The following is a 25052-nucleotide window of genomic DNA, read 5'->3' on the forward strand; positions in this document are numbered from 1 at the left end:
GTTTTTAATGTTCTTTTGGTAAGCTAATAATAACTGTAAAAGGAGGCCTGGTGGATGGCAGAGGAGATTTTGATTGTTGAGGATGAGGAAAAAATTGCGCGCTTATTAGAGCTTGAATTAACGTATGAAGGTTATCAAGTGACAAAGGTGTATGATGGCATGGAGGCGATGAATCATTACCGAGAAAAAGAGTGGGATCTGATCCTCTTAGATGTGATGTTGCCAGGTTTAAGTGGGATGGAAATTCTGCGTAGAATTAGAGGGAATGATACGGTTACACCGGTTATACTACTAACGGCTAAAGGTGCAGTAGAAGATAAAGTAACTGGACTTGATTTTGGGGCGAATGACTATGTCACCAAGCCTTTTCAAATAGAAGAATTACTAGCACGAGTGAGAGCAGCTTTGCGATTGAAACAAAAAGGCGGTAAGGAAGAAGGAGGAAAATGGTTAACTTGTAGCGATTTAAAAATGAATGAGCAGACGAGAGAAGTCATTCGAGGGGAACAATCCATTGAGTTGACTGCTAAGGAATTCGATTTATTGCTCTATTTAGCTGAGAATGAACGCCAAGTGCTGACAAGAGACCAAATATTGTCTAAAGTGTGGGGGTACGATTACAGCGGTGATACTAATGTGGTTGATGTGTATATTCGTTATTTAAGAAGGAAGTTAGAAATATCTGATGATGTCAAACCGCTTATTCAAACAGTAAGAGGTGTGGGCTATACCCTCAGGCAACCAACATGAAGATCAAAAATAGAATTCATTTATATACTGCGGTCTTATTTATTGTTTTACTCATTGTAATGAACTTTACAATATACTTTATTTTTCAATCCATTACGCTAGACGGTGAGAAGGAGCAGGCAAAAGAAGAATTAAATAGGGTTTTAACTGAGTTCCATCAATCCCTAGGCACTCTTCCTCAAGGAAGCTTATTAAGGGCGTATGTACCGGTTGATGGGTTTATAAGAATTATTCATGAAAATGGAGAAGCAACAACAACCACTTCGATGGATAATGAAAAGGTAGATAAGCTGGCTTTTCAATTTGGAGCAAGTGATAAGACAGAAATTATTAAGAACGACCATATAGTTATTAGTTCAACACCAATGATTTTGCCTAGTGGAGAAGTGGCAAACTTACAAATAGGAAAAGATATTGAAGCAAGTTATCGAAATTTAAATATATTAAAGACCGTTCTCTTTATCGTAACGCTAGTTGCAACGATACCTGTATTCCTTTCAAGTAGGTTTGTCGGCAACGTGATTATTACGCCGATTCTTTCTTTAACTGCAACAATGAAGGAAATTAGAAATAGTGGCCAATTTAAACAGCTGGAGCTCCATCGAAATGCAGACATCGAATTGAGGGAAATGGGTGAAACCTTCAATCATATGATTACGCTGCTTGAGGAGAATGATGAGAAACAAAAGCAATTTATTGCTAATGCTTCTCATGAATTAAAAACACCATTAACAATCATAGAAAGTTATGCTAATTTGCTTAAGAGACGCGGGTACCAAGATAAAGATTTAGTCGATGAATCTGTTGAAGCTATCCACTCAGAGGCAATAAGAATGAGAGAACTAACTGAACAATTGCTTCTTTTGGCGAAGAATAACGAAGAATGGAATGTACAAAAACAGGAGATTACGCTCTCCCCGTTCCTTTCTGAAGTTAGTCGTTCATTTGAGAGGGCGTATCAGCGCCACATTACAATAAATGGCTTAAAAGAAACGACGGTCACTTCTGATGAGCAAAAGCTTAAGCAACTATTGTTTATCTTATTAGATAACGCTAGGAAATATAGTGAAAATGAGATTGAAATTATTATCGGGAAGGCAAATGAGCAAACATTTATTGAAGTAATTGATACAGGAGTTGGTATTTCTAAAGCTGATCAGGCGAGAGTGTTTGATCGCTTTTACCAAGTAGATCCCGCAAGGAAGCGGGGGAAAAATGGTAGCGGACTCGGTTTATCTTTGGCAAAAGAAATCTCAGAAGCGATTGATGTTCAGTTAACGCTTCAAAGCGAATTAGGAATAGGAACGAAAGTGAAAATACTTTTTGATAAAGGGCAAAGTCAGGAGTGATGAGAAAATGAAGAAGAAGGTAATTAGTAGCTTAGGATTCATTCTGTTTTTTTTCATCATGATCATTATTGTCTGGCTCTTGCTCAAACAGTTTGTGTTGCCATCGGATGAATTAGCTGAGAGCGAGGTAAAGCAGATAGTTGAGGAACGATATGGAGGCGTTATCCAAGAAACAGAGAATAAAGGTAAAGAGTTTATCGTTTCTTTCGATCGCGCAGGCCAAATGTATCAACTACACATTAATCGTGCAAGTGGTGAAATTGAAGAAATGTCAAGAATAGGAGAAGAAAAACAACGTTTAACGGAACAAGAAGTCAAGGAATTAGTGCAAACTGCTTCTTTAGGGGAAATTGATTCACTAAATCTAAAAGAAAAGTCAGGCGAAGAAGTATTTGTCGCTCAAGTAGTTAAAGACGGAGAAGCGCGTGAAATTACCTTACATGCAGTAACTGGGAAAGTCCTTTCAAATGAGCTGGCCAATGAACAGCCTCCGAAAAATACGATTCTGACAGAAGAAGAAGCGATTGAAATTGCTCTCCAAGCTGTTCAAGGCGAAGTAGACGATGTTGACTTGGAAAATGAAGAGGATCATGTCTTCTATCTTATCGAAATTGAAACGGGTGATGAAAAAGAGGCTATAGTTGAAGTGAATGCCATTACAGGTGAATCAACTGTGACTTGGGATTAATGAAAAAGAAGTGAATTCTAATCTTATTTTAATCTTCCTCACAATTTTATCTCATGATAGCTGTTTATTATAACAGTATAGACATAACAAACAGGAGGAAATTAAAATGAAAAAAGTAGGAGTAGGTTTATTAGCAGGAACTATTACATTAGGAGGCGTTTTCGCTGCAACCACATTTGCCAATGATGATGCCCCAAAAGCAACGGTAACAAATGGTGAAGAAGTGAAACAAAAACAAACAAGTAATACAAATGAAGGAACCCTTTCAATTGAAGAAGCAATCAAGACAGCACAAGAGGAAGGGAAAGGAAAAGTAACTGATGTTGAATTAGAGTGGGAAAGAGGAAATCTCGTATATAATGTAGAGCTACAAGGGAATGGGACTGAAACAGATGTAGAGTTAAATGCAAATACTGGTGAAGTGCTTAAAGTGAAATCAGAGAAAGAAGATGAGCAGGACGAAGAAATTACACTGGATCAAAAGCTATTCTCTGCAAGTGAAGCCATTCAATTAGCTGAAAAAGAAGCAGGCGGAGAGTTCAGTGAACTGCAACTTGATCACGATAATGGGACACTTATTTACGATATTGAATTAGAAGGCAAACAAGAAGCAGAAATAAAAATTGATGCTTTAACGGGTAAAGTACTAAAAGTTGAATTAGATGATTAATAAAAATAATAAGAGAGTGCTCATCTTCTGGTGAGCACTTTTTATTATGAACATAAGTACAAATAATGAGAGTAATTCGCCAACTGCTGCTATTAATTTTTATCTAGAAAACGTCTTTACTCTAAAGTGCGAGTTGTTTTCCTTGTTTTTAATCGTTATACTTCTTATTATAGATATTAAAGGTCTATAATATATTTATATTGAGGAGTGAGTAATAAAATGTTAGATTGTGTGATTATTGGTGGCGGTCCAGCAGGTATGAATGCGGCGCTTGTATTAGGGAGAGCAAGAAAAAATATCATGCTTTTTGATGATGATAAACCGAGGAATAGTGTTACACATGAATCACATGGTTTTATTACACGAGATGGAATTGCACCAGTTGAATTTAAACGTTTAGCAAAAGAAGATCTTCAGAAATATCCAAGCATTTCATTAAAGAACGAAAAGGTGACGGGGCTTAAAAAAGAAAACAATATATTCCTCATTAAGACAAGCTCAGGTAATCTTATACAATCGAGAAAAGTGATTTTAGCAACGGGAGTGAAGGATCAATTACCTCCTATTAAAGGATTAAAAGAGTTATATGGCAAAAGTATCTTTCATTGTCCTTTTTGTGATGGTTGGGAGTTAAGGGAGAGAAAACTCGTGGTTGTTTCTGAGATGGAAGGTATTACCCATATGGTTAAATTACTAACGAATTGGAGTAATGATATTATTGTATGCTCTAATGGGAAAAAGATTTTAACAGGAGAAGAAAAAGAAATGTTAGCCTCGAAAGGAATCCGTGTATTGGAGGAAGAAATTGCTTATTTACATGGTGAAGAGGGACAATTACAAGAAGTTGTCTTTACAAATGGGGATAGATTAGAAAGGAATGGTGGATTTGTTGGGATGATGTCAAAGCAAGCTTCTCCTTTAGCTGATATAATAGGTTGTAAAGTAAATGAAAATGGTGGCATTATCACAGACGAATTTGGTAGAACAAATATAGAAGGTGTTTATGCTTGTGGTGACACATCAACAATGCCAATGGCTCAACTTATATTTGCGGCTAGTGACGGAAGTAGGGCGGGCATTGCTGTTGTGAGTGATTTATTAGCCGAAGATTTTTAGAAAAAAGGAGTAGTAAAAAATGAAATATTCAAGTGCGACGAATTATGGTTTACACACAATGGCTTTCTTATACTTGGCTCCAAAAGGTGAATCTGTCGGGGTGGACGTGTTAGCAAAAGTGCAAGATCTATCGCCGACTTATTTATCAAAAATATTAACAAAGCTGGTAAAAGCGGGGTTAATCGAATCTACACCCGGAGCAAAAGGTGGTTACCGTATAGTGAAGCGTAATGGAGATATTTCATTTTTACAAGTGATCCAAGCGATAGAAGGAAGTAATCAACTGTTTCACTGTTCACTTGATCACGACCACCCACATAATGAAGGCTGTTTAATTGAGCAGGCAATGCTTAGAGCAGAAGAGCAAATGGTAAGACAGCTGGAGCAAACCTTCATTAGTGACATTGCTGAACAAATGAAAGCTTCTCAAAAAGCAGTTGATTTAAATTAAGTAAATGAAAATGGAATGAAAAGGCTCGAGACTCTATATGATTGGTGGCTTGAGCCTTTTTTTATATTTTAAAACCTATGTAAAAAATGACATTTAGGGTATTCCTACACATTGGATAATAATGTTAAGATATGAGGTATGTAGTTATGTTAAAAAGAGAGGTGACCCTTCCTGAATTTGGTTTTATGGGTTCTTTTTGCGTATGCTTGTGGTTGTTTAAATGGGGCCTATTATATTGGTCATTTTTTATATGATGAGGATATAAGAGTAAAGGGAAGTGGTAATGCAGGTGCACGTAATGCCGGTAGAGTGATGGGTAGGAAAGCTTTTGTGTATACCGTGATTATTGATGCACTCAAAACCATTTTCCCTTTATTAGTAGTCATTTATTTGGGGGAAGCTAGTAATCTAGTACTCGCTTGCGTTGTGGTAGCAATCTTATGTGGTCATATCTGGCCAGTGCAATTACATTTCCATGGGGGAAAGGGAATTGTTGTCTATCTAGCTGTCTCATTGGTATTGTTGCCAATGGGTTTACTAATCGTCGGTGGACTCATTCTCCTGCTATATATCATCACAAAGAAGTTGACTATCCCTACACTAACTAGTTTTTTTATCATGCCTATTCTACTTATGATAAAAAGTAGTTGGATGTTAGCGGCGGCATACTTTTTTATGCTATTCATTATTGTAAGGCTGCATAGAAGTGGAGGAGTGGAATGATGACAGCAATTGTTTATAAACGTGCAGATCAAAGTTCTGAACTGGAGCAGATTCATCAATTAAACTATGAAACATTTGTAGAGGAAATACCGCAACATAGAGTGAATGAACAGAGAAAATTAATTGATCGCTTTCATGATGCTAATACATATATTATCGCTAAAAAAGAAGATGAAGTCGTTGGTATGATTGCTGTGAAAGGGACGAGACCATTTTCATTAGACGAAAAGCTTGATCAATTAGACGCGTACCTGCCACCAAACGAAACCTTATGTGAGATACGGTTATTATCTATCAAAGCACCTTATCGTGGGAGTCGCGTATTTTACGAGTTAAGCAAAGCTTTAGTTGATTTCTGTCTTAAAGAGCATTATACAATGGCTATCATTTCTGGAACATTAAGACAGACAAAGTTATATAGACATCTTGGATTCCGTCCCTTTGGTCCTTTAGTAGGTACAAAGGAAGCACCATACCAACCAATGTATTTAACAAAAGAAAGTTTCGAGGCAGCATCTAAGCTTTTTCAAAAAATGCTGAAGCGGAACGTGAAAGAGAAAGGACATTTTTTCCTCCCCGGTCCAGTTTCGATCGCAGATAAGGTAAAGGAGGCGTGGGGGAAAGAGCCAGTGTCCCACCGTTCTCATGAAGTAAGCTCTATGTTGAGCCAGCTAAAAAAGAAGCTTTGCGCATTAACTAATGCTAATGAAGTCGAAATAGCTGTTGGTACCGGAACAATGGCAAATGATATGGTTGCTGCCCATTTATCAATAGTAAATGAGAAGGGGCTTATTTTAGCAAACGGTGAATTTGGGTACCGGCTCATTGAGCATGGTAAGCGTTTCAAATTACCTTTTGCGACAGTTGAGAAACCATGGAACACACCTATAGATATAAGCGAAGTAGAGAACATGTTACGGGACAATAGAGATATTGGCTGGATTTGGACTGTACACTGTGAAACATCTACAGGTTATCTTTTTCCATTAGAAGAATTGGAACAGCTCTGTCTGCAGTATAATGTGAAGCTATGTGTAGATGCTTGCAGTTCGCTAGGAATTGTTCCAGTTCTTCTAAAGAATGTATATATCACGAGTGCGGTAAGTGGGAAAGGCTTAGGTTCATATCCCGGTTTAGCGCTGGTTTTTCATCAAACACAAATCAAGCCTCATCATCAATTACCGAAATATCTCGATATTGGTGTGTATCAGGCCAAGGCGAGTATTCCGTTTACACATTCATCAAATGGACTGTATGCACTATCTGTAGCGATAGAGAATCATCATTATGCAAGTCATGCTTTATATGAATTAGTACGTCAAAAATTAGTAGAGGCAGGCTTAAGAGTGTTTTATGGGGGAAATTATTCTCCGGGTATTTTGACTGTTCAATTAGAGATAGAAATTAGTTCAAGAGAGTTTGGCGATCAATTGAAGCTCGTAGGGGTTTATGTCAGTTATGAAAGCAACTATTTGCTTGAAAGAAACTGGTTTCAGATTGCACTAATGGGGGAACAGAAAAAGGCAGATGTTGAGGATGCGATGATTCGCTTGCTTAAAGTCTATGACAGCTTTCATAGTAGGAAGGTAATGGGATGAAAAACTTTATAAATTGGTTTGGTAAGCATTATCTAGCTGCACTCTTTGTCATGTTATGGGTAAAGGTAGTGGTTGTTACATGGGTAGGCTTCAATTTAACCGTCGAGACATGGCTAGACTTTCTCGTCCTTCTCGTTAATCCAATTGGTATTAGCCTGCTACTTATGGGCCTTGCTTTTATATTCAAAAAAAGATTTTCCATGATAGGCGTGTTAATTGCCTATGTGTTGCTTATTGGTTTATTATATGCGAACTTACTATATTATCGTTTCTATATTGATTTTGTAACAGTATCTGTCCTTATGCAGCTAAATAATGTTGGTGGACTTGGACCTAGTACGTTAGAGTTAATTTCGCCTTTAGATTTGCTATTATTCTTAGATATTATCTTTTTTGTTTATGTATGGCGAAAAACAAAACAAACAAAGTGGCAACCAGCTATGCCTCATAAAAAGAAGTATGTTGGCTTGACTATGGTCTTAATCATGATGACTGTTTCCCTCGCATTATTGAGAAATCCCTACGTGCTTCAAGCAAACTATGACAGGGAACAGCTTGTTGAGTCATTAGGGCTATATAATTATCAAGTGTTCAACATTATTAATAGTTTGCAATCACCAATGATGAAAGTATTAGCTAGTGATAAAAGTGTTGAGCCTGTAACTAACTATTTACAGGGGATGTCTGATACTAAATCAGACTATTTTGGTCTTGCTGAGGGAAAGAATTTAGTATTGATTAGCTTAGAGTCTACGCAGAATTTCGTCATTAACCGTAAAGTCAATGGAGAAGAAATTACCCCATTTCTTAACTCCTTAATAGAAGATAGTTATTATTTTTCAAATATATATGAGCAAGCAGCACAAGGAAAAACGTCAGATGCAGAGTTCATGATTCATACAGGCTTATACCCTTTATCCAGTGGTTCTGTCTTTGTTAGACGCCCTGAAAATGAGTTTATTTCTCTACCTAAATTATTGAAAGCAAAAAATAATTATAGCGCTGCCACTTTTCATGGTAACAGCATTAATTTTTGGAATCGAAAGCAAATGTATCCGAGCTTAGGGTATAATCAATATTTTTCTCAAGAGGACTATCATATTACAGAAGAGAATTCCGTAAACTATGGTATTAAAGATATTCCTTTTTTTGAACAATCAATCACACATCTTTCAACGCTAACGGAACCTTATATGGCTAGTTTCCTTACATTAACAAATCATTTTCCTTTTTTATTAGAAAGTGAGGACCAACGAATGCCTCCTGCTGATACGTCGGTTGACGTTGTTAATCGTTATGTGACAACGGTTAATTATGAAGATGCAGCGATTGAAAGATTCTTTGATTTGTTAAAAAAGGAAGGCATGTATGAAGACACCATTTTCGTTATCTATGGTGATCATTATGGGATTTCTCAAGAATTTGAAGAAGGCGTGCATGAGTTATTAGATCAACCGGAGACGCCGATTAATCATCTTCAATTGCAGCAAATTCCTCTTATTATTCATATACCTGGTGAAGAAGGTGCGATATTTGAAACAATCGGTGGCGAAATTGATATTCATGCGACTATCCTCGAACTAATGGGTATTGATGAGGAGCAAAGAACAAACTTTAGTGAAAACCTCTTTACGAGAGATCCTAATAAACCTGTTGTCTTTCGTGATGGCAGTATGGTAGCTAGTGAATATGCTTATCTTAACAATGCTTGTTACAGCATGAATACTGAATCACTAACTGAAGAAGAAAACTGTGAAACTTATCTAGAGACGGTACGTAAAGAACTTAAGTTATCTGATGAAATTATTTTAGGGGATTTATTTAGGTTTATAGAATAGGAGGGAAAGAATGGAACAACAAAAAACAAATACGAAAGCAGTGGTTTCCCTGACCCTAGGGATTCTCTCATTGCTCGTTCCATTTATCGGCTTCTTATTAGGGATTATTAGTATTGTATTTGGAAGGTTGTCAGCAAAAGAAATCCTGCAAACAGGAGAAAAAGGGAAATCGCTAGCAACGGCCGGCCTTATCTGCGGGATTATAGGTATCATTCTTACGGTCATATGGATATTATTTGCGTTACTTGGTTTCTTTGCTTATTCAACTTTTGAGACAGAAATACAGGAAATGCCTTAACGGAAATGCGCTTCTTCTAATGGAAGGAGCATTTTTTTTATGCCCAAATACCAAAGGAAAAGGATGGTATTTTTTATTGTTAATTTATCCCACTTGATTTATAATTGCTTTTAATATAAAGAGCTGGAGTGAACAAGTTAATGGCAGAATTGATCACAGCAAAATTACTTTTGATCGCATGTTTTCTATTAATCGTTACATTAATAGAGACTTTAGCTTACTCGACTAGGATTGCTGGAACAAGAGTAAGGTTGATTGCTACAGCAATCTCATTGTTCAGTACAATAGTGATTGTCTCGCGATTTTCGACGATGATTCAGCAACCGATGACGGCAAAGTTGATTAATGCAGCACCTGAAGGGAATGTCATGAAGTTCATTGAAGAACAGTATCGTCTGTTAATAGGTGTTACTTCAATAGGTGTATTGCTAGGCATGTTGCTCTTCCCTACATTTATTTTGATATTTTCAAAGGCAATCGTGCAAATGTCAGAACAACGGGGCTCAATCCCCGCATTAGTAAAGAAAAATATGAATTTACGAGGAATCAAGCGTTTGCTTTCATGTATTAGAATCCCACGTTTCTATTATTTAAAAGGAATTACGTTACAAACCATTCCTAAGCGCTTATTTTGCTTGAATGTAATCGTCACAGCGGTGTTTACGACAGGGGTGCTATCATCTATCTATGCTTCCATTATTGCACCAGAGTATGCGCAAGCAGCGTTAATGTCGTCGGGGATCATAAACGGTGTAGCAACAATTATTCTGACATTATTTATTGACCCAAAAGCTTCAGTACTAGCTGATAGGGTGGTAACTAACCCAAGCAAATATATTTATTTGAAAAGTTATTCATTAACAATGGTCAGTTCTAAGTTTGTTGGCACATTGGCAGCGCAAATCATATTCTTGCCTGCTGCTTACTATGTAGCTTGGTTTGCACGTTGGATATAACAGATGGGGGGATATATATGTTGAAAAAACCACAAAGATTGCAAAGAGGTGACCGAGTAGCAACGGTGAGTCCTTCATGGGGAGGTGCAGGAGAAGAAGAAATTAAATGGCGTTACGAACAAGGGGTAAGGCGGCTTGAACAAGTATTTGGACTAGAAGTCGTCGCAATGCCACACAGCCTGAAAGGGGCAGATTATTTATATCAACATCCCGAAGCGCGCGCCGAAGACTTAATGGCAGCTTTTTCTGATCATAGTATTAAAGCCATTATTGCCAATATTGGTGGAGAAGAGAGTATTCGCTTGCTGCCCTATATTGATTTTGATGTAATAAAAGAAAACCCTAAAATATTTATGGGCTATTCAGATGTCACGATTACTCATTTATTCTGTCACAAAGCAGGGCTATCGTCTTTCTATGGACCTGCGATTTTAACAGACTTTGCCGAGAATGTTGAGATGGATCCGTACACGGTTGAAAGCATCGAACGTACGCTATTTTCCTCTTCTCCAATTGGTGAACTGATGCCTGCTCCGCATTGGACGAGTGAGAGACTCGAGTGGATAGAAGTCAATAAAGAGAAGCGGCGAAAAATGAATAAGAATAACGGCTATGAGGTCCTGCAAGGAAGCGGTAAGGTACAAGGATCGTTAATTGGCGGCTGTATTGAAGTGCTGGAATTTGCTAAGCAAACCATTCTTTGGCCAGAGAAAGAGCATTGGGAAGGTAGTATTTTGTTTTTTGAAACGTCTGAAGATAAGACGGCCCCTGATTATGTGAAGTATTGGCTCAGAAATTATGCAGCGCAAGGAATATTGAAAGCAGCAAATGGAATCGTATTTGCTAAGCCTTATGATGAAGCATACTATGAAGAATACAAGATGGTGATATTAACCGTTTTACAGGAATACGGTTTAACTGATGTACCCGTTCTTTATAACTTAAATTTTGGACATACCGAACCAAAATTTATTTTGCCTTATGGGGCAACTGCTCAAATTGATGCTGATCTTGGCTCCTTTGCCATCTTAGAAAATGGTGTGGAGTAGTGTTAGTCTATAATTACTGGATGAGTTCATTCATTGGTTTTATATTATTGCAATGTATTGTAGGAATTTGGTTGTTAGCAAAAAGGGCAAATAAGACTATGAGAGGTTTGGTTTTTTCTATCCTTTTTACATTTTGGATGTTAGTGAATGCAGTGTTTTTCTATTTTTTCGCTAGTTTATCAAGGGGGGTTTGGGGCTCACTATTGTTTGTTTTTACTGGTAGTCTGCTTATTACCTTTTATTTTAAACGGCGAAGTAGGGAGAAAATCTTTGAAAGTAGATGAAAAAATGGGTTTGTTTTTTGAAAAAAGTAATGTAAAGCCAATTAAAATTTTTACTATACTTCGGTTCGTATTCATTTTCATGCTATTACTCTATTTAATTTTGGGTCTTCAAAACACTGATTTGTTATTACCGAGTAGATTATATCTCATTTTGGCCATGATGTTTCTAATGGATGCGGTAGAATCATGGATGCAAAAAAGTAAATATTTATTTCGATATTTGATGTTAAGTCTTCTCTTTTTGTTTTTATTGTTCATCTATTAATAAATGATCTAGAGGATGGTGATAGAGGTGGAGCAGTACAAAGCAGAGAAAATGCTTATTCCTTTATTGTTGTTGCTAGTAAATATCGTTCTTACTTCCTTAATTATTCAAGAGCTTTTAGACACAACCGGCAAGGTCTATGGCATCTTTGGATTACTTACCCCCATTTTAGCTATCATTTCTTTCTTTTATATTAGGAACAAAAATAGCATGAGCCCGCTCATTATCTTTTTACAAGGGTTAAATGGGTTTTTTGTTCTCTTTCCTATTATTGTTTTACTTGTTTCTTTCCTTTGATTGTAAATTTGGTATTTGGTCTCCTTGATATCAGAACCTGAGCTGTGAGCGTTGTCAAAGGAAGAATCACAAGGGGGGCAGAAAAGAAAAATCGTCTGCCTGCTTAAGAAGTTGAGTTTGCGGACAAAAACTAATAGGAAAAGAAAGAAAACTTGGGGCAAGTTGCGTATACGAGCAAAAGTCATCCAGAAAATCAAAGATAAGTAGGGTAAAAGGAGGAGTCACGACTAATCAGAGTGGAAACTGAAAGATAAGTAGTGAAAAAGAGGAAATCGCGACTAATCTGAACAAAAACACAAAGATAAGTAGTGAAAAAGGAGAAATCGCGACTGATCAGAGCAAAAACACAAAGATAAGTAGCGAAAAAGGAGAAATCGCGACTAATCAGAGACAAAAACACAAAGATAAGTAGTGAAAAAGGAGAAATCGCGACTAATCAGAGCAAAAACACAAAGATAAGTAGTGAAAAAGGAGAAATCGCGACTGATCTGAACAAAAACAAAAAGATAAGAAGCGAAAAAGAGGAAACCGCGACTGATCAGAGCAAAAACACAAAGATAAGTAGCGAAAAAGGAGAAATCGCGACTAATCTGAACAAGAACTAAAAGATAAGTAGCATAAAAGAGGAAATCGCGACTAATCTGAACAAAAACACAAAGATAAGTAGTGAAAAAGGAGAAATCGCGACTGATCTGAGCAAAAACACAAAGATAAGTAGTGAAAAAGAGGAGATCGCGACTGATCTGAACAAAAACACAAAGATAAGTAGCATAAAAGGGAAAACCTCGACTGATATGGAGGTAAAGGGTAAAGAACTGCGTGCATGTTGTGTTTACGCGCAAAATGGTACAAGAAAAGCAAGTGAAATTGTGAGTTAAAATTTATTAGCAGATATTTGTTTTTGTACATTGATTGCTGCTGCCAGGAAAGGTTCCAGAGTCGAGAGCATCACAAACAAGAATCCTCTACTATGGTGCCCAATGGAAATTAATAGTTGATTTTCACAGCAACTCCTCTCTGTATTATTAGACGATATTTTCATAAAATCACAAAAAAGAAGCGTTCTTCATTTGAACGCTTCTTTTTAATTTTACGCCAGTTATTTTGTAAAAAAGTTTTCCGGCATGAACAAATAAAGACGAAAAAATCAAAAATCATGAACAGTTTTTGTTCTAGTTTGAATTTTTATTTTTCACTACACTAACAGTAGAAACTTAATTAAAAGAAAATTTCGAATCAACAATGTAAGCGATATCAAATTAATTGTTTTTATATTTCATAAACGGGGTGAGTAACAATGAATGTTAATACGGTGGATAATATAACGGAAGAAGCGCTATTACAGGGAGCCGAGAAGATTGGTATGCTCGCTGAAGAAGAAGCACATGAGGCTGATAAGAATGCCACGGTTTCAGCAAATGTCGTGAATTTGATAAAAGAAACACAAATCTCAAGGATGATGTTACCGAGGGAATATGGTGGGCCACAAGCGAGTTTAACTACCTTTGCAAAAGTGATTCAAAAGGTGGCAAATTATAATCTTTCTGCTGCTTGGTTAACCTTCCTTTACCCTTTACACAATTCATTACCATCTTATTTACCGAAAGCAGGAAGAGATGAAGTAGTCAATCAAGGTGGATTGATTGCAGATATCTTTGCAGCATTAGGTACAGCAGAACCTGATGGAGATGGATTAAGAATTAGTGGGAAATGGAATTTTGTCAGTGGCATTCTTCATAGTGATTGGGTTGGCGTAGGGGTGAAAGTGCAATTACCAGAACGTGATAAACCAGTAGTCTGCCTACCCATTTTGAAAACATCTGAGGTTGAAATCGTTAAAAATTGGGATACTTTTGGATTAAGAGGGACGGGAAGTAACCAAATCATTGTAGATAATGTGTACGTACCGAAAGAGCGTATTCTCGATTTAGAAAAAGCGGAATCAACAAGAAGGCCACCAGAAGAAGATTATGATAAAAGTTATCCGTTTTATCATGTGCCATTTTATCCGGCATTTTATATTGGATTCCCGGCGATTGCCATCGGTGGTGCAGAGCGAGTGATTGAAGAGTTTAAAGTGTTAACGGAAAAGCGTGTTCGTTTGATGGATGGTGTGAGAGAAAGTGAGTCACCTCGAAGTCAACGTGTAATAGCAGAAATTTCTACCGATTTGCATGCAGCAAAAGGGTTGATGGCTCAATACGTTTCTTTATTAGAAAATTACGAAAAGGATGGCGAAATGACACCGCTCGGGGAGTTTTTTGCCATTAGAACTAAAATTATAAAGCTTTGTACAGATATCGCTGTTCGTGCCATGTTAACACTTGGTGGTGCTGCACTGTATAAAGGTGGAACTTTAGAAATGTTTATCCGTGATATTTTATCCGTGGCTACACATAAAACATCACTTTATGAAGATTCTGTTGCTGCTTACGGGCAAGACTTATTTGGATTTGAGAGTGGCGTCAGAGGTTAATGAAAGGAGAGGTAAAGATGGATGATCGTTTATTTAGAAATGCAATGAGTAAATTTGCCACCGGTGTAACGGTGATTGCAACCGAAACAAATGGGAATGTTCATGGGATGACGGCTAATGCCTTTATGTCGGTATCACTTGATCCTAAATTAGTCGTTATCTCTATTGGGGAGAGAGCGAATATCCTTTCGAAAATTAAAGATAGTGGGATATTCACCGTCAATATTTTGGCTGATGATCAAAAAGAGCTGTCTATGAATTTTGCTGGACAGTTAAAGGAAACAAAGGAAGTGTCATTCGCGAGATTAAATGACATGCCGGTCATTGACGGGGCAGTGGCACAAATGGCATGTGAAGTATCGGCCACACATGTAGAAGGTGATCATACGTTATTTATTGGTCGCGTGAAGGATGTGTATTTAGAAGAAAAAGATCCATTATTATTCTTTAACGGCAAATACCGTTCAATGATAGCAGTAGAAGAGCCAATTTCCTAACAATAAAGGAGGGAAGTCAGATGAAAACCATCGTCTTAAATGAGGAAGAGCTCCATGGCGTATTAGGTAAAAACATAGAATCATGTGTGATGGCGCTCGGATTTTTCGATGGCCTTCACATTGGTCATCAAGAAGTCATTCGCCAAGCAAAGGTGGAAGCAAATAAACGCAACCTGCCACTAGCAATCATGAGCTTCTTTCCTCATCCGAAAACGGTGTTAATGAAGCGATCTGACTTTCCTTATTTAATGCCATTAGAGGAAAAGAAAAAGAGAATGAGTTCTCTTGGTGTCGATCTTTTCTATATCGTTCCATTTAATCATGCATTTGCTAGCCTCTCCCCAGAAGCATTTGTTGAGCAATATTTACTCACTCTCGGCGTTAAACATGCAGTTGCTGGTTTCGACTTTCATTATGGTAACAAGGGAGTCGGACATATGGCCAGATTAGCAACTGATTCAGGCTATCAAATAACGACAACATCTGTTTCAAAATTGAGCAGAAATGGGTTGAAAATTAGTTCCTCTTATATCCGCAGCTGTTTACAGCAGGGGGAAGTAGATTTAGCAAATGCGCTTCTTGGTAGGCCGTATCAAGTGAAGTTGCAAAGGAACGGTAGCACGTACTGGGTTAAACCTTTTTATACTCTACCTGCACTTGGTGAATATGAAGTGAATTGCCAAGGGGATATGCATACAGTCAAAGTCCTTAGCAAAGAAGAAGTAGAATGGCAATCGAACAAGACCTTACCAAAAGAATTAAGCATTCATTGGTTGAAAAAAACAGATGCAAAAGAACAAATCAGTTAAATCAATATATTGATAAATAGGAGAGTGAAGAGTAATGATTCTTCGTTTAGGGCAAATCGAGCTGTTTGTAACAGATTTAAATAAGTCTAAAGACTTTTATGTAGATGTACTAGGGTTTATTGAAGTGGAAAGAACAGAGTCAAGTCTATATTTGCGTGCTATTGATGAATTTGATCGTTATTCTTTAATTTTAACGCAAAAGCCAAAAGCAGCTCTTGGTAGTTTTAGTCTACGTGTATCTAGTCCTGAGTATTTAAGAGAGTTAGAGAAGCAACATCAAGAAATGGGAGTTGCCACTCAATATGTCGAGAATAGTATCCACCCAGGAAAAGGGCCGGTACTTAAAGTAGCTGAGCCAAATGGTCATCCGGTTGAATTCTATCATGCAATGGAAGAGATTAATGTAGGGAACAAAAGTGGCGGAGTAGATGCCTTGCCAATGAGGTACTCCCATTTACATCGTGGTATACCGCCAGTAGCAATCGATCATATGAACCTGCGTGTAACAAATGTAGATAAAGCATTAGAATACTGGCAAGCAATTGGCTTTAGCATTTCAGAATATGTTCAAGGAGATGAGGGGAAATTTGCTGCATGGACAAGAGCGAAAACATCTACACATGACGTAGCCCTTGTCCAACATAAAGAAACATCTCTGCATCATATTGCTTATATTGTAGACGGTATTTCTTCCGTTGTGAAAACGGCTGACTTACTTGCAGACGCAGGCTACCGCGCAAATATCGATTATGGACCAGGTCGTCATGGGGTAACAAATGCCTTCTTCTTATATGTAAGAGACCCAGACGGTCATCGTATTGAGATTTATTCTGGTGATTATAAACGTGATACTGATTTACCACCAATTGGCTGGACCAAGGAAGAATATGATACAAAGGGTCGTTTATGGTGGGGACCATCAGTGCCGGATTCTTTCTTTGAAACAACACCAGTGAATGATGAGTGGATGAAAGAGAAAGTGACAAAATAAAGAGAATAGGAGAGGATTATATGTCTATTTGGAACGATTTAGCAGATATCGAATTTAAACTTCATTTTGTCGATGCAGATGGGGTGAAAACGAGAGTACTAGAATCGGGAACAGGAGAGCCTCTTTTACTTTTACATGGTACAGGGGGGCACATCGAGGCTTACGCAAGAAATATCAAAGGATTGGCTGAGCATTTCCGCGTGATATGTATCGATATGTTAGGTCATGGATATACAGAAAAGCCAGACTATCCGTACGGCATTGATAGTTACAGTGACCATTTATTAGCTGTAATCAAAGCGCTTGATTTAGAAAAAGTATATTTATCTGGCGAGTCTCTTGGTGGATGGGTGGCTGCCTGGTTTGCTGCTCACCATCCGTCCTATGTGGAATCCATGGTGCTCAATACTCCTGGTAATGTGAATAACAAACCTGAAGTTATGGCAGGGCTAAAAGCGTCAACATTAAAAGCTGTACTTGAAGCAAACTATGAAAATGTGAAAACGAGATTAGAATGGTTAATGTATGATAAATCACAAGTAACAGATGAGTTAATTGAATCTCGGTACAATATTTATACTCAACCTGCTTATCAGGAAGCTGTCCATCATATTGTCCATTTGCAAAACATCGAAGCAAGAAAACAATTTAGTTGGGACCCATCATGGTGTGGCAAAATCAATGTACCAACATTACTTGCTTGGACTGACCATGATCCAACTTCAACAGTAGAAGAAGCAGAACCGATCAAAGAGATGATTCCAGGGAGTGAACTGACAGTAATCAATGAGGCTGGCCACTGGCCACAATGGGAAAAACCGGAAGAATTCAATCAGGTGACTATTGATTTTTTAAAAAAACAAGTGGTATCTAAATAAATATTTATACACCCGTCTCTTAACAAAGTGGCGGGGTCTTTCCATATAGAAGGAGGTTCAATGATGACACTACAGTTAAATGATCAACTAAAAGAAGCTGCTCAAGCGCTTTTAGAAGCGGAGGAAACAAAGAAATCCCTCCAGCCATTAACAGATGAAATCGAGCAACTATCAGTTGATGAGGCGTATCAGATTCAGATGGAAAATATTGATGTGAAGTTGGCTCAAGGAGAAAAGATAGTTGGGAAGAAAATCGGTTTAACCTCTCTAGCTATGCAAAAGGCCTTAGGGGTTGATCAGCCAGACTATGGCCATTTATTAAGTAGCATGGATGTCACCATGCAAAAATCGGCCATTCCTATGGATAAATTATTTGAGCCGAAAATTGAGGGAGAAATTGCGTTTGTATTGAAGCATGATTTGCGGGGGCCCAACATAACAGAGGCCGATGTTGTAGCAGCCACTGATTATATTATCCCTGCTTTAGAAATTGTGGATAGTCGAATCGAAAATTGGCGAATTAAACTGGAAGATACTATTGCTGACAATGCCTCAAGTGCCCAATTTGTTTTAGGTGAAGAACGATATGCTGTTGATAGTGTGAAGCTAAAAGAAATGGAAATGAAGTTATACAAAAATAACAAATTGATTAATAAAGGCTATGGTGCGGATGTATTAGGTAATCCGATAACTTGTGTTGCTTGGTTAGCTAATAAGCTGTCTGACTATGGTGTTCACTTGAAGGCAGGAGAAGTCATTTTATCAGGTGCATTATCTGCAGCGATTCCTGTGGAGAGAGGCGATTCATTTAAAGCAGAATTTAGTGGACTTGTGAGTGTAGAAGTGAGATTTTAAAAACATAGCGGAGCATAGTCCTTCGCTTACTTTATCTTAAAAATCTTGAGAGTGAGGTCATCTAAATGGCGAAAAATCCTCGTACGAAAGAAGGTAAAATCTCGCGTCAGGCTATTCTAATTATTATTTTATTATTTTTACTGACAGTGATTAGTAATGCAGATAAAGCGATTATTGGATTTGCATCTGTTCCTCTGATGGAAGAATTAGGGTTGAATGCTGAACAGTGGGGGATCATTGGAAGTGCCTTTTTCTTTTTATATTCTATTTTTGCTATTATCGGGGGAACGTTAGCTGACAGATTCGGTGCAAAAATTGTTATTGCTGGTATGGCAATTGTTTGGGCGACAGTGCAGTTTTCTACCCTATTTGTATCAAGCTTTACCTTTTTATTGATAACACGCATTATACTAGGCGCAGGGGAGGGACCATCTTATTCACTCGCTATGACTGCTGCAACAAAATATCTACCAAAAGAGAAGCTTGGGATAGGTTTAACACTTGTTTCTGTAGGTGGTCCTTTAGGGGTAGCTATGTCGGCACCTATACTTATTTCATTAATCACTCAATTTGGTTGGCGTTCGGCATTTCTAGCAACTTGTATTGTCGGTTTGATTTGGGTTGTATTTTGGCTAATGATTGCAGAAAATGATCGCAAAGAAGCAATAGCAAAATACAAGGCTAATCGCCAACAAGGCCAACAAACAGCAGTAAGTAAATTTGGACCAGTGCTAAGGTCAAAAAACTTTATTCTTATTGCCATTTGTGGTTTTGCAACGTATTGGTCTTTTACCATTGGTTTAAATTGGCTTCCTAATTACTTGGAAAATGTCCGTCAATTGAGTGCAGAAACCTTATCTATAGTAGCAGCACTCCCATGGATAATGATTACCATTTCTCAAATCACCTTCTCTACTGTCTCAGATCGATTATTTAAGAAAACGAAAAGTATCGTGAAGGGTCGAGTGTTTGTACTGGGTCCGGTGATGCTAGCGGGAGCAGTTAGTTACTTTATAGGAACATTACTAAATGCGAATATGTTGGTGATTGCCTTTCTTTCTTTAGGGCTTACTTTCGGTTGTATCACACTTGTGCTTGGTCCGACTATTCTTTCGAGTATGGTCTCAAAAGAGCATATAGGTAAAGTGCAAGGGTGGTTTATGGCGTTTACCTCTTTAGGAGGAATCGTTGGTCCTTATATTACTGGTCTTCTTATTGAAAGATCTGCAACACAAGCAGCGGGCTTTCATATGGCATTTCAATTATGCGGTATAATCCTCCTTATTTGCGGTGGACTTGTCTGGTTATTTGTCCGGCCAAATAAAGATGAGAATATTCAATCAAACGTAGCATAAAGAAAATGAATGCGGTTACAATTAGTTTTTGAAAAAAATAAAAAATCAGAATAATTATATTGACAAACAAAAGGAAAACATCCTACAATTTTAATATGATATTAATGAATACCATTCGATATTATCGAACGTTGGAGGATGTATGACGATACAATCAGTTTTGCGTGCAACAGACATTTTAGAATTATTCCTTAATGGTCAAAAAGAGTTAAGTGTAAAAGAAATAGCGGAAGCCATGGAACTCTCTAAAAGCACGGTACATGGTTTAATAAAAACTTTGGCCTCGAAAGGTTATCTTTATCAAAATGAGGAAAGTGGTAAGTATCGTTTAGGTATGAAGCTTTTTCAACTAGGTCATATTGTTGAGAACCAACTCGATTACGCTGAAGTTTCGAGGCCAATCATCAATAAGCTTGTTACTACTCTAAAAGAAACGGTGCATTTAGTATCTTTTGAGCAAGGTGAAGCGATTTACATTGAAAAGAAGGAAGGTACTCATTCTTTACGAATCTATTCGCAGATTGGTAGGAGGGCACCCTTTCACTGTACGGGAGTAGGGAAAGCGATATTGGCTTTTTTACCAAAAAAAGAACAAGAAGAAATCATCGAAACCCTTACTTTAGAGTCGTTCACTGAGAATACCATTGTTACTAAGCAAGCATTAGTAAAGGAATTAGCTGTAGTGAAAGAGCAGGGATTCGCTGTTGATAACGAGGAGATTGAACTCGGTCTTATATGTACAGCAAGCCCGATCTTTAATTATCAAGGAAGGGTAGTTGGTTCCATTAGTTGTGCGGTACCAACAGTACGATTAAATGAGGGACATCAACAAGAGGTTATTACTGGAATTAAAACTGCTGCCAATGAAATTTCAACTACACTTGGATATTAGAAGGAAATTAAGGAGGGAACTGAGGTTTGAGTAAAGTAAAAGTAGCGATTTTAGGATCAGGTAATATTGGAACAGATTTGATGATTAAATTAGGTCGATCAGACATTTTAGAACTTACAACGGTGATAGGTATTGATGCAAATTCTGATGGCTTAAGACGTGCGAAGGAATTAGGGTATGTCGCCATTGATACTGGGATTGATGGGTTTTTAGAACAGCCGGAACTTGCAGATATTGTTTTTGATGCGACATCAGCAAAAGCGCATATTCGTCATGCAAAAGCTTTAAAAGCAGCAGGTAAGAAGGTCATTGATATGACACCAGCAGCTGTAGGTAAGTTGATTGTTCCCCCGGTTAATTCAAAGGAACATTTAGATGCTGCGAATATCAATTTAATTACATGTGGCGGTCAGGCAACTATACCAATGGTACATGCGGTGAACCGAGTGAGTCCAGTTGCCTATGCTGAAATCGTTGCGACAATCTCAAGTAAAAGTGCCGGACCTGGTACGAGGGCTAATATCGACGAATTTACTGAAACAACTTCAAGGGCGATTCAAGAAGTGGGTGGAGCGAAAAAAGGGAAAGCTATTATTATATTAAACCCAGCAGAACCGCCAATACTCATGAGAGACACCGTCTACACGTTAGTGGAAGAGGGGACGATGAAGGAAGAAGAGATTAAGGCATCAATTGCTGATATGGAAAAAACTGTGCAGAGCTATGTGCCAGGCTACCGATTACGGACGGAGCCAATTATTGACGGTAATCAAGTAACTATCTTTATAGAAGTGGAAGGAGCCGGCGATTATTTACCTAAATATTCAGGAAATCTAGATATTATGACAGCGGCTGGCGTAAAGGTTGCTGAAGAGTTTGCAAAGAATTTAATTACACAGTAAAAGGAGAGAGATTCATATGACCGAACGTCAAAAGGTATTATTAACGGAAGTGGCATTGCGAGATGGGAGTCATGCGCTTTCACATCAATATACTGTTCAGCAAGTAGAGAAGATTGCCAAAGGCTTGAATGAGGCTAAGGTGCCTTATATTGAAGTAGCTCATGGAGACGGCCTAGCGGGATCTTCTTTGCAATATGGCAGGTCAAAAACAAATGAGTTTGAATTAATAGAAGCAGCTGTTGCTGTAACTGACTTTTCAAAGGTTGCTGTGTTGTTAATTCCTGGTATAGGGACAGTTAAAGAATTGAAACAAGCCCAGCAACTAGGGGCGAAGATGGCGCGTATCGCTACACATGTGACAGAAGCAGATGTGTCTGCCCAACATATTTACGCTGCCAAAGAGCTTGGAATGGAAACGGTTGGATTCTTAATGATGTCTCATATGGCAGAACCGGAGAAAATCGTGGAACAAGCAAAACTAATGGAAAGTTACGGTGCCGATATTGTTTATGTCGTTGATTCAGCTGGAGCTTTATTACCAAATCAAGTAACAACAAGAATCAAAGCAATGAAAGAAACCATTGGTGTGGAAATTGGTTTCCATGCTCATAATAATCTTTCATTAGCAATGGCAAATACGTTAGCTGCCATTGAAGCAGGCGCAACAAGAATCGATGGAAGTGTACGTTGTCTCGGAGCAGGTGCGGGTAATACGCAAACAGAAGTGTTAGTAGGTGTATTAGATCGGATGGGCATTGAAACAGGTGTGGACTTTTATAAAATGATGGATCTAGCAGAAGATGTTGTGGCACCGATCTTACCTGTTCCTCAAGAAATTACTAAAAATAGTTTAGTTCTTGGATATGCAGGCGTTTATTCTAGTTTTGCTTTACATGCCCAGCGTGCAGCAGAAAAGTTCAATTTAGATGCACGAGATATTTTAATTGAACTAGGTAACCGAAAAGTTGTCGGCGGGCAAGAAGATATGATTGTTGATGTGGCGGCAGAATTAGCAAAAGTAAAAACATTCGTCTAAAGTTCAAAGCAGCGAACCTTCGTTTCAAAACTCGCGAATGTTTCAATTTTCTAATAAAATAGACTGGAAGGGGCGAAATTTCCCCTTTTTTATAAAAATAGAAATGTTTGCGCTTTCAATCTTGCGCTTTAGGAGGTTATCTATGCATATTGTTGTTGATGAAGTTTCAATCAATCCTATTACAAAAGGACATGAAAGAGTTGTTTCGACACCATCGGCATCACTAGGTATTTTGCGTCATCAACTCGTTAAGCATATAGGTTTTGAACGCCTAAAAAGTTTCTTATTTTCTTTTGGATGGGAGAATGGTGTGAAGGATGCTAAAAAGGCAATGAAAGAGCATACTTCGGTTCCTTATTTAATCAAGCACGGCCCCCTGTATCATAAGGAAAATGGACAAATTACAGGTGTGAAGCATATATGCCATTTAACAATGTGTGAAGACAATCAGCATGTGAAATCTCTCTATTCGGAGGGTATTTGGTATGGTTCTTATGAGGCTGAAGAGCATATACGACTACATGGTTATAGTGATACACCTCAATGTCATACATTAGTAGGTTATGCAAGCGGCTATATGACTACTATCACAGGTGTGTCGTTGCTAGTAAAAGAAACGTGTTGTGTGGCGAAGGGTGATGCTGAATGCAAATGGACAATCCAATCGCAAGAACAATGGGAGATGGAGGGTGAAGATGCTCATTCTCCATATGAAGAAACCCCCATCGTTAAAGAGTTAGCTTATACATATGAACAATTATTAGATCAACGTAATTTTGTAACAAAACTGGCTGAATTTCAAAGTAAATTAACTGAAGAGATTTCTGGGGGCAGTAGTTTAGAAGAAATTACTGAACTTGTCTACGATCATATGAAAATACCAATTGTGATAGAGTCTATTGATTTTTATCAAATGTCTAGTGCAGGCTTATCTCCAGATGAATGCGGTGAACTGACGGATGATATGAAGCAATATTTTTCATTTCCTATGAATGATAAGGAAGAAAAGCCCCCTACCTATCCATTGTTTTTTCAAAAGAGAATCGTCCATACTGAAAAGCAAACAAGGCTGATGGCTCCAATTTTAGTGCAAAAGAAAATTCAAGGGTACTGCTCATTTGTTTATGAACCAATGATAGATAACAGTCATGAATCTGACTATTTATTACTGGAACGATTTGCTAATGCTGCCTCCCTTATATTATTAAATGAAAAAACTCGATTTGAATCGTTAGAAAGAATGAAGGGTAGTTTCCTTGAACGTATATTAGAAGGAGAAACGTCTAAAGCAGAGATTATTAAAAGGGGTAAATATACGGGTATCGATTTAACACAGTCCTATTTCTTAGTCATGATCGATTTTAGTATTGGTACAGAATCCTTTGAAGAAGAGTTTCAGTTGCAGGAAGATATATATGAATGGATGATTCAATACTTTAGTGAAAAAAAGAAAAGTGTATTAATTAATATGCGTGATCATCATCTAATCATTCTGATCCCTGATGCGGCACTTTCATATGAGCATCATGAAACATTCTTCCGCCCATTAATGAAGACCTTACGTGCGGACTTTCCTAATGGTGATTTTACAATTGGTCTTAGCAATCAAGGAAATGAGATTACAAGTGCCCATCAACACTATGAAGAAGCCCTTGTTTCTTTAAGACTATCTTCAAAGGAAAATATGATGTCCTTTAAACAATTAGGAATCGTTGGTGTTCTGATTAATTCTAAAAATACAGCTGGGGTGAAAACAATTGCCAAGCAGGAATTAGGCTCACTATATGATTTATCGGATAGCAAGATGGTGGACTTATTGCAAACCTTATATGTGTTTTTACTAAACGGAGGAAAATTGGAACAAACGACAGCAGATCTGAATTTATCTATGAGCGGTCTTCGCCATCGCATTCGAAAGATTGAACATACATTAGATAAGGATTTGCGTAATCCTCAAGAAACACATCAACTATTCTTGATTATGCAATCTTTAATTGCTTTAGGAGAATTGAAAATGAACTAAGTAGAT

24 protein-coding genes are annotated in these 25052 nt (G+C 37.8%); all 24 read left to right on the forward strand.

Translation table 11 applies throughout. The annotated features are described in order from the left end of the window. Window positions 1-54 precede the first annotated feature (54 nt). The 24 genes from MHI57_RS16955 (at window position 55) to MHI57_RS17070 (ending at window position 25046) form a co-directional block, all read left to right on the forward strand. Window positions 55-750, forward strand: a complete 696-nt coding sequence (locus tag MHI57_RS16955) for a response regulator transcription factor (RefSeq protein ID WP_340977392.1) — start codon at window positions 55-57, stop codon at window positions 748-750. After that, window positions 747-2099, forward strand: coding sequence for a sensor histidine kinase (locus MHI57_RS16960; protein WP_340977394.1), 1353 nt, complete (start codon window positions 747-749; stop codon window positions 2097-2099). The genes MHI57_RS16955 and MHI57_RS16960 overlap by 4 nt, the downstream gene beginning before the upstream one ends. A 7-nt stretch (window positions 2100-2106) precedes the next feature. After that, window positions 2107-2787, forward strand: a complete 681-nt coding sequence (locus MHI57_RS16965) for a PepSY domain-containing protein (protein WP_340977396.1) — start codon at window positions 2107-2109, stop codon at window positions 2785-2787. 106 nt (window positions 2788-2893) lie between these two features. Next, complete coding sequence (locus MHI57_RS16970) at window positions 2894-3457, forward strand: PepSY domain-containing protein (protein WP_340977398.1); 564 nt, start codon at window positions 2894-2896, stop codon at window positions 3455-3457. A 219-nt stretch (window positions 3458-3676) separates the two neighbouring features. Then, a complete protein-coding gene (locus tag MHI57_RS16975) occupies window positions 3677-4573 on the forward strand; it encodes an NAD(P)/FAD-dependent oxidoreductase (protein ID WP_340977399.1) in 897 nt (298 codons plus the stop codon). A 19-nt stretch (window positions 4574-4592) separates the two neighbouring features. Continuing rightward, a complete protein-coding gene (locus MHI57_RS16980; protein WP_328198927.1) occupies window positions 4593-5024 on the forward strand; it encodes an RrF2 family transcriptional regulator in 432 nt (143 codons plus the stop codon). A gap of 177 nt (window positions 5025-5201) precedes the next feature. After that, window positions 5202-5747, forward strand: a complete 546-nt coding sequence (locus MHI57_RS16985) for a glycerol-3-phosphate acyltransferase (RefSeq protein ID WP_340977402.1) — start codon at window positions 5202-5204, stop codon at window positions 5745-5747. After that, on the forward strand, window positions 5747-7345 hold the full coding sequence (locus tag MHI57_RS16990) for a GNAT family N-acetyltransferase (RefSeq protein WP_340977404.1): 1599 nt from the start codon (window positions 5747-5749) through the stop codon (window positions 7343-7345). Before MHI57_RS16985 ends, MHI57_RS16990 begins: the two co-directional genes overlap by 1 nt. Then, complete coding sequence (locus MHI57_RS16995) at window positions 7342-9183, forward strand: LTA synthase family protein (protein WP_340977405.1); 1842 nt, start codon at window positions 7342-7344, stop codon at window positions 9181-9183. Before MHI57_RS16990 ends, MHI57_RS16995 begins: the two co-directional genes overlap by 4 nt. A 10-nt stretch (window positions 9184-9193) precedes the next feature. Beyond that, window positions 9194-9481: a DUF4190 domain-containing protein gene (locus tag MHI57_RS17000; RefSeq protein WP_095370958.1), complete on the forward strand. Its 288-nt coding sequence runs from the start codon at window positions 9194-9196 to the stop codon at window positions 9479-9481. A gap of 140 nt (window positions 9482-9621) precedes the next feature. Beyond that, entirely contained in the window at window positions 9622-10437 is an 816-nt protein-coding gene (locus MHI57_RS17005) for a lipid II flippase Amj family protein (protein ID WP_340977407.1), read from the forward strand. Window positions 10438-10454: 17 nt separating this feature from the next. Next, window positions 10455-11486 (forward strand): S66 family peptidase, encoded by a 1032-nt coding sequence (locus tag MHI57_RS17010; protein WP_340977409.1) that lies wholly within the window; start codon window positions 10455-10457, stop codon window positions 11484-11486. A gap of 576 nt (window positions 11487-12062) precedes the next feature. Further along, window positions 12063-12332, forward strand: coding sequence for a hypothetical protein (locus MHI57_RS17015; protein WP_340977411.1), 270 nt, complete (start codon window positions 12063-12065; stop codon window positions 12330-12332). Between the two features lie 1297 nt (window positions 12333-13629). Beyond that, complete coding sequence (locus MHI57_RS17020) at window positions 13630-14808, forward strand: acyl-CoA dehydrogenase family protein (RefSeq protein WP_095370952.1); 1179 nt, start codon at window positions 13630-13632, stop codon at window positions 14806-14808. A 17-nt stretch (window positions 14809-14825) separates the two neighbouring features. Next, window positions 14826-15305 carry a flavin reductase family protein gene (locus tag MHI57_RS17025; protein WP_095370951.1) on the forward strand — a complete coding sequence of 160 codons (480 nt, stop codon included), beginning with the start codon at window positions 14826-14828 and terminating at the stop codon, window positions 15303-15305. A gap of 20 nt (window positions 15306-15325) precedes the next feature. Further along, complete coding sequence (locus MHI57_RS17030) at window positions 15326-16114, forward strand: FAD synthetase family protein (RefSeq protein WP_340977412.1); 789 nt, start codon at window positions 15326-15328, stop codon at window positions 16112-16114. A 34-nt stretch (window positions 16115-16148) separates the two neighbouring features. Beyond that, window positions 16149-17105, forward strand: a complete 957-nt coding sequence (hpaD, locus tag MHI57_RS17035) for a 3,4-dihydroxyphenylacetate 2,3-dioxygenase (RefSeq protein WP_322910278.1) — start codon at window positions 16149-16151, stop codon at window positions 17103-17105. 20 nt (window positions 17106-17125) lie between these two features. Next, the gene (locus MHI57_RS17040; protein WP_095370948.1) at window positions 17126-17983 is read left to right on the forward strand and encodes an alpha/beta fold hydrolase; all 858 of its coding nucleotides are present in this window, start codon (window positions 17126-17128) and stop codon (window positions 17981-17983) included. A gap of 60 nt (window positions 17984-18043) precedes the next feature. Continuing rightward, on the forward strand, window positions 18044-18838 hold the full coding sequence (locus tag MHI57_RS17045) for a 2-keto-4-pentenoate hydratase (RefSeq protein WP_445293205.1): 795 nt from the start codon (window positions 18044-18046) through the stop codon (window positions 18836-18838). Window positions 18839-18903: 65 nt separating this feature from the next. Beyond that, window positions 18904-20193, forward strand: a complete 1290-nt coding sequence (locus MHI57_RS17050; protein ID WP_095370946.1) for an MFS transporter — start codon at window positions 18904-18906, stop codon at window positions 20191-20193. Window positions 20194-20335: 142 nt separating this feature from the next. After that, window positions 20336-21085: an IclR family transcriptional regulator gene (locus MHI57_RS17055; protein WP_340977414.1), complete on the forward strand. Its 750-nt coding sequence runs from the start codon at window positions 20336-20338 to the stop codon at window positions 21083-21085. Window positions 21086-21111: 26 nt separating this feature from the next. Next, window positions 21112-21987, forward strand: a complete 876-nt coding sequence (locus tag MHI57_RS17060; protein WP_322910281.1) for an acetaldehyde dehydrogenase (acetylating) — start codon at window positions 21112-21114, stop codon at window positions 21985-21987. A 16-nt stretch (window positions 21988-22003) separates the two neighbouring features. Beyond that, complete coding sequence (gene dmpG / locus MHI57_RS17065) at window positions 22004-23023, forward strand: 4-hydroxy-2-oxovalerate aldolase (RefSeq protein ID WP_307315616.1); 1020 nt, start codon at window positions 22004-22006, stop codon at window positions 23021-23023. A gap of 142 nt (window positions 23024-23165) precedes the next feature. Beyond that, complete coding sequence (locus MHI57_RS17070) at window positions 23166-25046, forward strand: helix-turn-helix domain-containing protein (RefSeq protein WP_340977418.1); 1881 nt, start codon at window positions 23166-23168, stop codon at window positions 25044-25046. The last annotated feature ends 6 nt before the right edge of the window (window positions 25047-25052 follow it).

Source organism: Cytobacillus sp. FSL K6-0129, from assembly GCF_038007625.1.
GTDB lineage: Bacteria > Bacillota > Bacilli > Bacillales > Cytobacillaceae > Cytobacillus > Cytobacillus kochii.

What these genes read in the sequence shown, in the direction of transcription:
- MHI57_RS16955 (WP_340977392.1), top strand. Translation starts at nt 55, where the DNA reads ATGGCAGAGGAGATTTTGATTGTTGAGGATGAGGAAAAAATTGCGCGC.
- MHI57_RS16960 (WP_340977394.1), top strand. Translation starts at nt 747, where the DNA reads ATGAAGATCAAAAATAGAATTCATTTATATACTGCGGTCTTATTTATT.
- MHI57_RS16965 (WP_340977396.1), top strand. Translation starts at nt 2,107, where the DNA reads ATGAAGAAGAAGGTAATTAGTAGCTTAGGATTCATTCTGTTTTTTTTC.
- MHI57_RS16970 (WP_340977398.1), top strand. Translation starts at nt 2,894, where the DNA reads ATGAAAAAAGTAGGAGTAGGTTTATTAGCAGGAACTATTACATTAGGA.
- MHI57_RS16975 (WP_340977399.1), top strand. Translation starts at nt 3,677, where the DNA reads ATGTTAGATTGTGTGATTATTGGTGGCGGTCCAGCAGGTATGAATGCG.
- MHI57_RS16980 (WP_328198927.1), top strand. Translation starts at nt 4,593, where the DNA reads ATGAAATATTCAAGTGCGACGAATTATGGTTTACACACAATGGCTTTC.
- MHI57_RS16990 (WP_340977404.1), top strand. Translation starts at nt 5,747, where the DNA reads ATGACAGCAATTGTTTATAAACGTGCAGATCAAAGTTCTGAACTGGAG.
- MHI57_RS16995 (WP_340977405.1), top strand. Translation starts at nt 7,342, where the DNA reads ATGAAAAACTTTATAAATTGGTTTGGTAAGCATTATCTAGCTGCACTC.
- MHI57_RS17000 (WP_095370958.1), top strand. Translation starts at nt 9,194, where the DNA reads ATGGAACAACAAAAAACAAATACGAAAGCAGTGGTTTCCCTGACCCTA.
- MHI57_RS17005 (WP_340977407.1), top strand. Translation starts at nt 9,622, where the DNA reads ATGGCAGAATTGATCACAGCAAAATTACTTTTGATCGCATGTTTTCTA.
- MHI57_RS17010 (WP_340977409.1), top strand. Translation starts at nt 10,455, where the DNA reads ATGTTGAAAAAACCACAAAGATTGCAAAGAGGTGACCGAGTAGCAACG.
- MHI57_RS17020 (WP_095370952.1), top strand. Translation starts at nt 13,630, where the DNA reads ATGAATGTTAATACGGTGGATAATATAACGGAAGAAGCGCTATTACAG.
- MHI57_RS17025 (WP_095370951.1), top strand. Translation starts at nt 14,826, where the DNA reads ATGGATGATCGTTTATTTAGAAATGCAATGAGTAAATTTGCCACCGGT.
- MHI57_RS17030 (WP_340977412.1), top strand. Translation starts at nt 15,326, where the DNA reads ATGAAAACCATCGTCTTAAATGAGGAAGAGCTCCATGGCGTATTAGGT.
- hpaD (WP_322910278.1), top strand. Translation starts at nt 16,149, where the DNA reads ATGATTCTTCGTTTAGGGCAAATCGAGCTGTTTGTAACAGATTTAAAT.
- MHI57_RS17040 (WP_095370948.1), top strand. Translation starts at nt 17,126, where the DNA reads ATGTCTATTTGGAACGATTTAGCAGATATCGAATTTAAACTTCATTTT.
- MHI57_RS17045 (WP_445293205.1), top strand. Translation starts at nt 18,044, where the DNA reads ATGATGACACTACAGTTAAATGATCAACTAAAAGAAGCTGCTCAAGCG.
- MHI57_RS17050 (WP_095370946.1), top strand. Translation starts at nt 18,904, where the DNA reads ATGGCGAAAAATCCTCGTACGAAAGAAGGTAAAATCTCGCGTCAGGCT.
- MHI57_RS17055 (WP_340977414.1), top strand. Translation starts at nt 20,336, where the DNA reads ATGACGATACAATCAGTTTTGCGTGCAACAGACATTTTAGAATTATTC.
- dmpG (WP_307315616.1), top strand. Translation starts at nt 22,004, where the DNA reads ATGACCGAACGTCAAAAGGTATTATTAACGGAAGTGGCATTGCGAGAT.
- MHI57_RS17070 (WP_340977418.1), top strand. Translation starts at nt 23,166, where the DNA reads ATGCATATTGTTGTTGATGAAGTTTCAATCAATCCTATTACAAAAGGA.